Annotated in this window: 4 protein-coding genes (1 of these 4 only partly in view); all 4 read right to left on the reverse strand. The window is 72.5% G+C overall.

Annotated elements, in window-relative coordinates; all coding sequences use genetic code 11:
- On the reverse strand, positions 1–9323 hold the 5' portion of the coding sequence (locus ACFY3J_RS20460; RefSeq protein WP_390841421.1) for an amino acid adenylation domain-containing protein. Its footprint begins 4930 nt before the window's first position; 9323 of the gene's 14253 nt are visible here — the first part of the coding sequence; it begins with the start codon at positions 9321–9323; the stop codon falls past the left edge of the window.
- 223 nt (positions 9324–9546) lie between these two features.
- Positions 9547–11223, reverse strand: a complete 1677-nt coding sequence (locus tag ACFY3J_RS20465; protein ID WP_390841422.1) for a phytoene desaturase family protein — start codon at positions 11221–11223, stop codon at positions 9547–9549.
- A 34-nt stretch (positions 11224–11257) separates the two neighbouring features.
- The gene (locus ACFY3J_RS20470) at positions 11258–11968 is read right to left on the reverse strand and encodes a 2-hydroxychromene-2-carboxylate isomerase (RefSeq protein ID WP_384176400.1); all 711 of its coding nucleotides are present in this window, start codon (positions 11966–11968) and stop codon (positions 11258–11260) included.
- Between the two features lie 35 nt (positions 11969–12003).
- Positions 12004–12750: a 3-oxoacyl-[acyl-carrier-protein] reductase gene (fabG, locus tag ACFY3J_RS20475; protein WP_384176402.1), complete on the reverse strand. Its 747-nt coding sequence runs from the start codon at positions 12748–12750 to the stop codon at positions 12004–12006.
- Between the last annotated feature and the right edge of the window lie 22 nt (positions 12751–12772).

The raw sequence follows: 12772 nt of genomic DNA on the forward strand, positions 1-12772 counted from the left end.
CGCGGCGCGCGGCCGATGGCGGCGGCGCGGGAGTGGTCCGGCGCCGGCAGGGCCCGCCGGTCGACCTTGCCGTTGGGGCTGAGCGGCAGCTCGTCCAGGACCACGAAGGCCGCGGGCACCATGTAGTCCGGCAGGTCCCCGGCCACCTCGCGGGCGACCTCGGCCCTGTCCAGCGGGCCGTCCGGCACCAGGTAGGCGACGAGGCGCTGGTCGCCCGGCAGGTCCTCCCGCAGCACGACGGCGGCCTGGGCGACGCCCGCCCGGCGCAGCAGCGCGTTCTCGATCTCGCCGATCTCCACCCGAAAGCCGCGGATCTTGACCTGGTCGTCGACGCGTCGCAGGAAGTACAGCTCGCCGTCCGGGGTCCACTTCACGATGTCGCCGGTGCGGTACATGCGGGAGCCGGGCGGTCCGAACGGGTTGGGAGCGAACCGCTCGGCGGTCAGCGTCGGCCGGTGCAGATAGCCGCGCGCGATCCCCTCGCCCGCCACGTACAGCTCACCGGCCACGCCCATGGGCACCGGCCGCAGGGACGCGTCCAGCACGTACAGCCAGGTGTTGGGCATGGGGCGGCCGATCGGCAGCGGGCCGCTGCCGACCGGTTCGCCGGCCCTGATGACGTGCTGGGTGCAGTTGACCGTGGTCTCGGTGGGTCCGTAGCCGTTGTAGATGTGCGCCTCGGGGTGGCGCGATCGCCACTCGGTCAGGGTCTCGCCGAGGAGCAGCTCGCCGCCCAGCATCAGTTCGCGGCTGGGGGAGAACGCTTCGGGCAGTGCCTCCAGCAGCGGAAGATGACTCGGGGTGGCCTTGAGGAACGTGCACGGCGTCCGCTCCAGGGCCGCCAGGGTCCACGGCTCGCCGTCGTCCAGGGTGGCCAGGATCACCGTGCCGCCGACGGACAGCGTGGTGTAGAGCGCGGTCACCGTCAGGTCGAAGGAGATCGGGCTGTGCAGCACGGCGGCTCCCGTGGTGCTCGGATAGCCCGACGTGCTCCAGCGCAGGTAGTCGCTCAGGCAGTGCTGTTCGGTGAGTACGCCCTTGGGGCGCCCGGTGGAACCGGAGGTGTAGATGACGTACGCGGAGTGGTGCGGGTGGACCGGGTGCAGCCGGTCGGCGTCGCCCGGATCCGTCACCGGGCGGCCGGCCACGGCCTCGACGGTGCCCGGCTCGTCCAGCAGCAGCCGCGGCAGGCCGTCGGAGTGCGGGATGCCCGCACCGATGGCGCCGTCCGTGAGCAGCAGCATGGCCGAGGCGTCCTCGATCATGAACTCGACGCGTTCCGGCGGATAGTCCGGGTCGAGCGGGAGGTAGGCGGCGCCCGCCTTCAGGACGGCCACCAGGGCGACCACCAACTGCGGTGCGCGCGGCAGGGCGACCGCGACCCAGTCCTCGGCCCCCACGCCCCGTGCGATCAGGTGGTGGGCCAACCGGTTGGCGCGCTCGTTGAGTTCGCGGTAGGTCACTTGCTCGTCCCGGCAGACCAGGGCGACGGCGTCCGGGGTCGCCGCGACCTGCCGCTGGAAGCGCTCGACGAACGTCGGCGCAACCTCCTCGCGGATCTCGCCGACACCGAGGGCGAGGATGCGGTGGCGGTCGGCCTCGCCCAGCAGGTCCAACTCGCTGACCCTGTAAGCCGGGTCGGCCGCGACCGACTCCAGCAGGCGGCTCAGCCGGGCGGAGATGTCCTCGGCGGTGCCCCGGTCGTACAGGTCGCTGCTGTAGTTGAGCAGACCGGTGATCCCGGCCGGCGTGCCGTCGTCGGCGTACCGGTCGCGCACGGAGAACGACAGGTCGAACTTGGCGACCTCGGTGTTCACCGGGTGCAGGCGGGTGCGCACCCCGGGGAAGCCCAGCTCCATCTCGGGGGTGTTCTCGAAGTTCAGCAGCACCTGGAACAGCGGGTGCCGGGAGAGCGAGCGCTCCGGCTTCAGCGTCTCGACCAGCAGCTCGAACGGCACCTCCTGGTGGGCGTACGCGGACAGGTCCGCCTCGCGCACCCGGCCGAGCAGCTGCCGGAAGGTCGGGTCGCCGCTCACGTCGTTGCGCAGGACCAGGGTGTTGACGAAGAAGCCGATCAGGTCGACCAGCGACTCGTCGTTGCGCCCGGCGACCGAGGTGCCGATGGGGATGTCCACGCCGCCGCCCAACCGGTTCAGCAGGGCGGCCAGCGCGGCCTGCATCACCATGAACAGGCTGGCGCCGCTGCCGCGGGCGATCTCCAGCAGCCGCGCGTGCACCTCGGGTCCGACGGTGATCGGCACGAATCCGCCGTCGTGGCTGGGCACCGCCGGGCGGGGCCGGTCGGCCGGCAGGTCCAGCTGGTCCGGCAGACCGGCCAGCGTGTCCTTCCAGTAGCCGATCTGCCGTGCCAGCACGCTGTCGGGGTCCGCGATGTCACCGAGGACGTCACGCTGCCACAGTGTGTAGTCGGCGTACTGCACGGGCAGCGGCGCCCACTGGGGGGTGTGCGCCGAGCGTCGCTCGGCGTAGGCCGAGGACAGGTCGCTCACCAGCGACGCGAACGACCAGCCGTCGGCCACGATGTGGTGCACCAGGACCAGGAACACCTGCTCGGTGGGGCTGAGCACGAACAGCTCCGCCCGGACCGGCAGTTCGTTCTCCAGGTCGAAACCACGGCGGGCGGCCGCGGTCAGCGCCGCGTCCAGTTCCGGCTCGGTCAGCTCGGTCACCGGGATCCGCAGGCGGGCCTCCCGCTCCGGCACGACACACTGGACCGGTACGCCGTCGTGGTCGCGGAAGACCGTGCGCAGGCTCTCGTGCCGGACCATGACGTCGTGCAGGGCCTCGTACAGGGCGTCGCGGTCGATCCGGCCGGTGAAGCGCAGCGAGACACCGAGGTTGTAGGTCGGGCTCGGACCCTCCAGACGGTTGAGGAACCACAGCCGCTGCTGGGTGAACGACACCGGCAGCCGGTCCGGGCGCCGCATCGGGACCGCCCGGGGCCTGGCCGTCCCGGCCCGCTCGACCAGTTCCGCCAGCTGGGCCACGGTGGGCGCCTCGAACAGGTCGCGCACCGCGAGATCGACGCCGAGCACCGACTGGATCCTGATGATCAGCCGGTTGGCGATGAGCGAATGCCCGCCGAGGTCGAAGAAGCTGTCGTCGACGCCGACCGAGGACAGCTCCAGGATCTCCGCGAACAGACCGCAGAGCACCTGCTCCCGCGGGGTACGGGGCCGGCGCCCGCCTGGGCCGCCGGCGAACCGAGGCGCGGGCAGGGCGCCGCGGTCGAGCTTGCCGTTGGCGTTGAGCGGCAGTCTGCGCAGGGTGACGAAGGCCGCCGGCACCATGTAGCCGGGCAGAGTGGTCGCCACCAGCTCGCGCAGGCGTGCGGTGTCGGCCTCGGATCCGGAGGCGGGCACGACGTAGGCGACCAGTTGCTTGTGGCGGTGCTGGTCCTCCCGCGCGACCACCACCACCTGCGCCACGGCGGGGTCCGACGCGATCACCGACTCGATCTCTCCGGTCTCGATGCGGAAACCGCGCACCTTCACCTGCTCGTCGCTGCGCCCCAGGTAGGCCAGCTCGCCGTCCGCGGTCCACCGCACCACGTCGCCGGTCCGGTACAGACGGGCGCCCGGCGGGCCGAACGGGCTGGCCACGAACCGCTGCGCGGTCAGGGCCGGCCGGTCCAGGTAGCCGCGGGCCAGGCCCGCGCCCGCCAGGTACAGCTCACCCGCGACCCCGGCGGGAACCGGACGGAGCCAGGGGTCCAGGACATACACCCGGGTGTTGGCGACCGGCCGGCCGATCAGCGGCTCTCCGGGCCCGCCGTCGGAGTACCACGCGGTCGCGTACACCGTGGCCTCGGTCGGTCCGTAGATGTTGGCGATACGGGCCTGCGGCATGACGGCTCGGATGTCCGCCACCGCCCGGCCGGTGAGCGCCTCGCCGGCGAGCACCACAAGCCCGGCCGAGGCGGAGACGTTGTCCTGGCCGATCAGCTCGGCCAGCGCGGACGGCACCGCGCTGATCATGCTGCCCGACCAGCCGTCCTCCCGCTCGGCCAGCGCCAGCAGGTCGCGCACCACGTCGATGCGCCCGCCGGCGGTCAGCGGACCGAAGATCTCGAAGACCGACACGTCGAAGCTGAGCGACGTCGACGCGAGCGGCCGGGACAGGGCGGCGGCGCCGATCTCCCGCGCCGCCCAGGCGACCAGGTTGACCACGTTGCGGTGCTCCACCACGACGCCCTTGGGCGTCCCGGTCGAGCCGGAGGTGTGGATGACGTAGGCGGCGTTGTCCGCCCGCAGCGGTGCCCCGCGCTCCTCGTCGACCGGGTTCGTTCCGGGGCGGGCCGTAACCGCCTCCACCGTCCCGGGGGCGTCCAGCGCCAGCGTCGGCACCTCGGCCAGGGCCTCCCGCGGCCAACCGGCCAGTACGCCCTCGGTGGTGAGCAGCAGCGCCGGAGCGGCGTCGGACAGCAGCAGCGCGACACGTTCGACGGGATGGCCTGGGTCGACCGGCAGATACGCCGCACCTGACTTGAGCACCGCGAGCAGCGCGACGATCAGCTCCGCCGAACGCGGCATGCCCAGCGCCACCACGCGTTCGGGACCCGCGCCCCGGGCGATCAGCTCCCGCGCCAGCCGGTTGGCGGCCTCGTGCAGCGCGCGGTACGTCATCGACCGAGTCCCGTCGCGCACCGCGACCGCGTCCGGATGCTCCGCCGCCGTGCGTTCCAGCAGGTCGACCAGTGTCCCCGCCGGGACGTCGCGTTCGGTGTCGTTCCATTCGTGCAGCAGTCGCCGGCGTTCGGGCAGCGACAACATGTCCAGCGCGCGCACCGGAGCGTCCGGTTCTGCCACGAGCGCCCGCAGGAAACGCACCAGACGGTCGCAGAGCATTTCCACACTGGAACGGTCGAAGAGATCCGTCCGGAATTCGACGACCCCGTCGATACCGTCCAAAGTTCCCGTGTCGCCGAGGCGTTCACCGAATTCGAAGGACAGGTCGAACTTGGCCATCGTGCGCACGCCCGGTTCGGCGACCACCGTCAGTCCGGGGAATTCCAAGGCGGTGTCGAGTTTCTTCTGGAGGGAGAACAGCACCTGGCACAGCGGGTGGCGGGACAGTGAACGCTCCGGGTTCAGCACCTCGACGAGACGCTCGAACGGCACGTCCTGATGGGCGTAGGCCGCCAGGTCCGACTCCCTGACCCGGCCCAGCAGTTCCCGGAACGTCGGGTCGCCGGAGACGTCGGTGCGCAGCACCAGCGTGTTCACGAAGAAGCCGACCAGGTCGTCCAGGGCGTCGTCGGTGCGGCCCGCCACCGGGCTGCCCAGCACCACGTCGGGACCTGCGCCCAGCACCGACAGCAGCGAGGCCAGCCCCGCCTGGAGCGTCATGAACAGAGTGCTGCCGGTCTGCCGGGCGAGGTCGGCGAGGCCCCGGTGCAGCTCGGCCGGCAACCGCAGTTCGACCACGTCGGACCGGTAGTCGGCCTCGGCCGGCCGCGGCCGGTCGGCGGGCAGCGTGATCTCGTCCGGCAGACCGGCCAACTCCGAGCGCCAGAAGGCGATCTGCCGTGCCATGGTGCTGTAGGGGTCCCGGTCGTCGCCGAGTACGTCGCGCTGCCACAGCGTGTAGTCGGCGTACTGCACGGGCAGCGGCCGCCAGTCCGGTGGCGTTCCGCCCAGTCGGGCGGCGTACGCCGTGGACAGGTCGCGGGCCAGCACCCCGAGCGACCATCCGTCCGCAGCGATGTGGTGCACCACGACGGACAGTACGTGCTCCTCCTCGCCGAGCGAGAACAGGTCGACGTGCAAGGGAAGTTCGGTTGCCAGGTCGAACGCCCCGGCCGCACAGCTGGCGAGCGCCGCGGGCAGGTCCTCGGCGCTGATCGCCGAGACGGGCAGCTCGATCACGGCCGTCTCCGGGTCGAGCACGACCTGGCTCGGAACGCCCTGCACATCGGGGAAGACGGTGCGCAGGCTCTCGTGCCGGGCCAGGAGGTCCCCGAACGCGGCGAGCAGCGCGCCCCGCTCCAGCGGTCCGGACAGGCGCAGCACCAGCGGGATGTTGTAGGCCGAGTTGGGGCCCTCGAGGCGGTCGACGAACCACAGCCGGTTCTGCGCGTAGGACAGCGGGATCTCCGCCGGGCGCGGCATCGGGGAGATGCCGGAGCGGGCGTTGTCGGCGCAGGTGACGCGGTCCGCCACGGCGACGACGGTCGGCGCCTCGAACAGCGTCCGGATCTGGAGCTCCACTCCGAACACCGAACGGATCCTGCTGACCAGCCGGGTGGCCAGCAGGGAGTGGCCGCCCACGTCGAAGAAGTTGTCGTCGATGGTGACGCCCGGCACGCCCAGGACCTCGGCGAACAGTCCGCACAGCACCTCCTCGACCGGGGTGCGCGGGGCACGCCCGGCCGAGCCGGCCACGGACTCCGGTTCCGGCAGCGCCTCGCGGTCCAGCTTGCCGTTGGCGGTGATCGGCAGCCGCGGCAGCACCACGAACGCCGACGGCACCATGTGGTCCGGCAGCGCGGTGGCCACCGTCTCGCGCAGCACGCCGGGGTCGAGGCCGCCGGGCTCGCCGGCCGGCGTGACGTAGGCGACCAGCCGCCTGTCGCCGGGCTGGTCCTCCCGGACGATCACCGCGGCCCGCGCGACCCCGGCCGCGCTCTCCACCACGGCTTCGATCTCGCCCGGCTCGATCCGGAAACCACGGATCTTCACCTGCTGGTCGGCCCGGCCGACGAACTCCAGTTCGCCGTCCGCAGTCCAGCGCGCCACGTCGCCGGTGCGGTACATCCGGGTGCCGGGCGGGCCGAACGGGTCGGCGACGAACCGGTGCGAGGTCAGACCGGGGCGCCCGTGGTAGCCGCGCGCGAGCCCGTCGCCGGAGACGTACATCTCCGCCGCGACGCCGGGCGGCACCGGCCGCAGGGCGTCGTCCAGCAGGTGGATCCCGAGGTCGGGGATGGGGGAGCCGATCACGCTGCCCCGCCGCGCGCCCACGGTACGGCGGTCCAGCGCCACGTGGCTGACGTGCACCGTGGTCTCGGTGATGCCGTACATGTTCACCAGGACCGGCGCGTCGTCCGGGTGCCGGGCGTACCAGCGCTCCAGCCGCCGCAGGTCCAGTGCCTCGCCGCCGAAGATCACGAACCGCAGCGCGGGACCGTCGCCGGCCTCGGGGTCCTCCCGGCCGGCCTGCATGAGCTGGTAGAAGGCGGACGGGGTCTGGTTGAGCACCGTGACGCGCTCGTCGGCCAGCAGCCGCAGGAACTCCACCGGCGAACGGCTCACCTCGTGCGGGACGACGACCAGCCTGCCGCCGTGCAGAAGCGGACCCCAGATCTCCCACACCGAGAAGTCGAAGGCGTAGGAGTGGAACAGCGTCCACACGTCCTCGGGCCCGAAGCCGAACCACTGCTCGGTGGCGGTGAACAGCCGCAGCACGTTGTGGTGGGGAACGACCACGCCCTTGGGCCGGCCGGTGGACCCGGAGGTGTAGATCATGTACGCCGGATGCCGCGGGTCGAGTGGTGCGGACCGCTCCGCGTCGGTGACGTCATCGGTGGCCCGGGCGGCCGGCTCCGTGGTGGCGCGGGCGTCGTCCAGAGTCAGCAGCGCGACGCCTTCGGTGTCCGGCAGGCGCCGCGCGTGCGCGGTGTCGGTCAGTACCAGGTCCGGTGCGGCGTCCGCGAGCATGAACGCGATCCGCTCGGCCGGATAGGCCGGGTCCAGCGGCAGGTAGGCGGCGCCGGCCTTGAGGACGGCCAGCAGCGCGACCACCATCTCCACCGAACGCGGCAGCGCGAGCGCGACGAACCGCTCAGGGCCGGCTCCCCGGTCGATCAGCGTCCTGGCCAGCTGGTTGGCCCGGGCGTTGATCTCCCGGTAGCTGTGGCCCACCCCGTCACTCACCACGGCTGTGCGCTCGGGGTGCTCGGCGGCGACCCGCTCGAACAGCTCCGGCAGCGTCGCGGCGGCGGGGGAGCCGACGGGGGCCGGTCGGGTGAGCGCCCGCGCGCGTTCCTCGGCGGTGGCGGTGTCCAGCCGCCCGACCGGAGTCTCCGGGTCGCAGGCGCACAGCCGGGAGAGCAGGTCGAGGAAGCGGCGCTGGTGCGTGGCGAGTGATTCCTCGTCGTACAGCGCGGAGTTGGCGTCGAAGTCGAAGCGCAGCGCGCCGTCGGTGGAGCGGGTGTCCAGCACGATCGCGAGGTCCGTGATCGGGCCGCCCGGCAGGTTGTGCACGCTCGCGCCGTGCCCGGCGAAGTCCAGGTCGTAGTCGAACAGGACCAGGTTGACGTGCGGCCCGATCAGGTGCTGCTCGGGGCCGAGCCGCAGGTCGCGCCGCATGTCCTCGTGCCGGTACCGCTGGTGGCGCACGGCCTGCCGCATCTCGGCGGAGACGGCGGTGAGCAGGTCGCCCACCGAGGTGTCCGGTGCGGCGCGCAGCCGCAGCGGGACCAGGTTGGACACGCTGCCGGGGACGCCGCGCAGGCCCCGGCCCTGACGCGCGGCGACCGGCAGGCCGACGACCACCTCGTCGGTGCCGGTGAGGCGCTGCACGTAGAGGGCGAGCGCGGCGACCACCACGGTCGGCCAGCCGGTGCCGGCCTCGCGCGCGAGTCCGCGGATCGCCTCCATCTGCGCGGCGCCGAGCGTCTCACTGCGGCGGATCACCCCGCTGGGCAGGTGCTGCCGGCCGCCGGAGAGGCTGACCGGGGGCTGCGCGCCGGTCAGCCGCTCGGTCCAGTGGACGGCGTCACGGGCGTGCTCCGCGGAATCGGTGTAGGCCAGGGCGGCGTCCACCAGGCCGCGCAGCGGCGGGAAGGGACTGGCCGGCACGGGGGCGTCGGCCATCAGCGCGGAGTAGACCTCGGCCACCCTCGGCGCGAACATGGCCACGCCGGCACCGTCCAGCACGATGTGGTGGACGCGGTGGTACCACCACCAGCGGTCCGCGGCGATCCTGAACAGGGCGAAGGTGAACAGCGAGTCGCCGAACAGGTCGATCGGCCGGGCACGGTCCTCGTCCATCCACGTCCGCGCGGCGGCCTCCGGGTCGGCCTCTGCGGACAGGTCCAGGACGGGGAACGGGAAATCGACCGCGGGAAGGATCAGTTGCTCGGGGATGTCACCGTGCTCGGCGAACCGCACGCGCAGCGCGTCGGTCTCGCCGACCACCCGGCGGAGCGCGGTCTCGAAGCAGCCCGGATCGACCGGCCCGTGAATGTCCAGATACTCGGCGATGTTGTAGACCGTGTTGCCGGAATCGATCCGTTGCGCGAGCCAAATACCCGATTGAGCGGGCGTCAGAGGGAGTCGGATCTCACCGGATTGTGGCACGACTACTCACTCCCCTTGAATCGGAAAACTGGTGGAGACAGCCCCCGCGGGCCACACCGATCGGGCGCATCCGGGCCGGGCGGGCGAGCAGATCTCGCCCCGCGCTTGGGACGTTACCGCGCGCCCGACGCACGGGAACGGCCTTATAAGAAGCCTCGATAAACCATCGCCGCAGGTCGCCCGAGCATTTACGGGAAAAGGCGCCGGGCCGGGAACGCCGGGGTCAGCCGGGGTGGGTGCCGCGGCGGGCCCGGCCGCCGCACAGGCGCAGCGGGTCCCAGTCCGCACCGCGCGCGGGAAGCCGCCGCGGGTCTCCCAGCACCCTGCCCGCGTGCACCTCCGGCAGCAGCGGGCGGCCGAGGATCTGCCCGGCGCAGGAGATACCGCTGACGGCGGCACCGGTGATCCCGCTGCCGTACCGGGTGCTCTGCCCGACCACGTACAGGCCGGTCACACTGGTCCGGGTGTCCGGCCTGGCGCCCGTGCCGCCCCAGCGGGCCAGCCCGAACGGCGATCCGCCGGTCGACCGGGTGTAGCGGCGCTGCGTGGCCGGCGTGGCCAGCTCCAGGTGGGTCACGTACCGGCGGAAGGGGCCGAGCGCGCGTTCCGCGGTGGCCAGCATCGCCTCGGTGACCCGCTCCTTCTCCGCCCGGTAGACCGGGTCGCGGCGGTACGGCCCGCCGCTCTCGGACGCCGCCGCCGCGCCCCACGCCTCCAGGGACCGCGGGCACAGGGCCATCACCTGGAAGTTGGCGTGGCCGGGCGGCCGGATGGCCGCGGTGTGCGGGTCCTTGCGGGAGGCGAACGAGATGAACACCGACGGCGGCGCGTCGAACCGCCCCTCGGCCAGCCCGCGGAACGCCTCCTCGACGTCGGCGTTCCCGTGCCACCACAGGTTCGCCCCGGTCCTGCCCGGCAGTTCCCGGTCGAGCCCCACGTAGAGCACCACCAGGGGGAAGCCCATCACCGCGGTCCGGGCCCGCTTCCCGATCGACACCGGGAAGTGCTCCTCGCCGACGAGCTCCCGGACGGTGCGCACATAGTCGGCGTTGGACACCACGACCGGCGCGCGCAGCTCCCGCCCGCAGTCGAGCACGACACCGCACGCCCGGCCCTGTTCGACCAGCACCCGGTCCACCCGGTGCCCGGTCCTGACCGTGCCGCCGTGACCGGTGATCGCCTCGGTCAGCGACGCCGCCGGCATCTGACCGCCGCCGACCGGATAGGCGGCGCCCCGCAGATAGTGGTCGGTCACGCTCGCGTGCATGCCGACCGTGGCCTCCTTTGGGCCGATCCCGTAGTTGAGCGCCTGGGCGGCCAGCACCGTGCGCGCGGCGGCGGACAGGCCGCAGTGCTCGAACAGTTCGTGCAGCGAGCGGCGGCCCCAGGCCACCGCGGTGGGGGTACGGCGCAGCACCTCGGCCGGGCCTGCGCCGACCGCGGACAGCAGGGTCCAGCGCATCTCCGCGCCGACCGCCGAGCACACCGTCACGAACTCCCGCAGGCCGTCCTTGTCGGCCGGCAGTACCTCGACGAGCCGGTCGAGGTAGCGGTCCCAGCCGACGGGTACGGACATCCGCAGCCCGGGCAGGACGATCTCGTCGAATCCGTCCGGGTCCATCTCCCGGAAGGCGACGCGGTCGCCGAGCCCCAGTCCCCGCAGGATCGACGGCAGTACGCCGTCGGGCCCGCAGTCGCCGATGTAGTGCACCCCGGCGTCGAACTCGTAGGCCGAACGGCGTCGGAAGACATGGCTGTTGCCGCCCAGCACCCCGGCCTGTTCGAGCACCAGCACCCGATGACCGGCCACCGCCAGGTAGGCGGCGCAGGTCAGACCGCCCATGCCGCTGCCGACCACGATCGCGTCCCAGTCGCCCGCGAGCCGGTACTCGTCGCTCATCGCGCCCCCTCGGGATCGTCTCGGTGGAGGCGGCTCAACCGCAGCCGCCGGCGTGACCGGCGTCCGCGCCCGCCGCCGCCATCCGCGGCAGCGCGGCCGCCTCCGCGTCCGGCACGGCGACGGAGGCGCGCGGGACACCGCGCAGCGCGGCGACGAACCCGGCCACCCGGTCGACGCCCCAGAACCTGTCGTGGCCGTGGACGAAGAACGGCACGCCGAACAGGCCGTCCTTCACCGAGGCGGCCAGGATCTCCACGCCCCGGGCGCGCAGGTCCGGGTCGTCGGCCGCGCCGGCGGCCCGGTCCGCGTCCAGTCCGAGTTCACCGGCGATCGAGCCGATCACGGCGGGGTCGGAGATGTTCTTCGCCTCCTGCCAGCGGGCGCGGTAGACCCGGTCGACGAACTCCCCGCCCTTCCCGGCGTCCTCGGCCACCAGATAGGCCAGGTGCGCCACCTCCCAGACCGGCTCCCGGTCGATCGGCCAGGTGACGTCGAGCCCGCGGTCCTCGGCCAGCCGCCGGGCGTCCTGGAGGATGTAGAAGTTCTTCTCCCGCGCCATCGGCACCAGCGGCAGCTCGACCCCGGCCTGCGCGAGAAGTTCCTCGCTGCGGACGTCCGGCTCCCAGAACGGGATCCACCGCACGCTGTCCAGGACGTCGGGGTGGTGCTTCTTCAGATCGTGGTGGGCGAACCATGAATAGGGGCTGCGCAGGGAGAAGTACCAGCGGGGCGGCTTCTTGGCCATGGCGGTGTCCTTCGGTGGGGGAGTCGGGGAGGGGCTCAGATGGTGATGCCGCCGTCGACCTGGAAGACGGAACCGGTGATGTAGCCGGCGCGCTCGGAGGCCAGGAAGGACACCAGGTCGGCGACCTCGTCGGCACCGCCGAAGCGGTTCAGGGGGATCGAGGCCAGCATCTGCTCGCGGACCTTGTCGCTCAGCACCGCGGTCATGTCGGTCTCGATGAATCCTGGGGCGACCACGTTGGACCGGATGCCGTAGCGGCCGACCTCCTTGGCCAGCGACTTGGCGAAGCCGATGATCCCGGCCTTGGTCGCCGCGTAGTTGGACTGGGTGGCGTGGCCGTGCACCCCGGCCACCGAGGAGATCAGCACCAGTGAGCCGGAGCGGCGCTTCATCATCTCGAACACCACCGAGCGGCAGACGTTGTACGTGCCGTCGAGGTTGACCGCGAGCACGTCCTTCCACTGCTGGTCCGTCATCATCAGCAGCGGGTTGTCACGGGTGATGCCCGCGGCGGTGACCGCGACGTCCACCGTGCCCAGGGTCTCCTGGGTCTCGGTCACCCACTCGCGTACCGACTCCGGCGAGGCCACGTCGACCTTCCGGGCCAGCACCCGGACGTCGAGTCCGCCGAGTTCCTTCTCCAGGGCGGTCGCGGCCTCGTCGTTGGACTGGTAGCAGAAGCTGACGTCGTGGCCGTCGGCGGCGAGCCGCTTCACCACGGCCCGGCCGATACCGCGCGAGCCTCCGCTGACCAGCGCGACCGGTTTGGTGTCCGGTGTCATCAGGTGTTCCTCCATGTCGGCT

The organism is Streptomyces sp. NPDC001231 (genome assembly GCF_042896885.1).
GTDB lineage: Bacteria > Actinomycetota > Actinomycetes > Streptomycetales > Streptomycetaceae > Streptomyces.

Coding starts and splice junctions, on each gene's coding strand:
- ACFY3J_RS20465 (WP_390841422.1), bottom strand. CDS start 11,223: ATGAGCGACGAGTACCGGCTCGCGGGCGACTGGGACGCGATCGTGGTC.
- ACFY3J_RS20470 (WP_384176400.1), bottom strand. CDS start 11,968: ATGGCCAAGAAGCCGCCCCGCTGGTACTTCTCCCTGCGCAGCCCCTAT.
- fabG (WP_384176402.1), bottom strand. CDS start 12,750: ATGACACCGGACACCAAACCGGTCGCGCTGGTCAGCGGAGGCTCGCGC.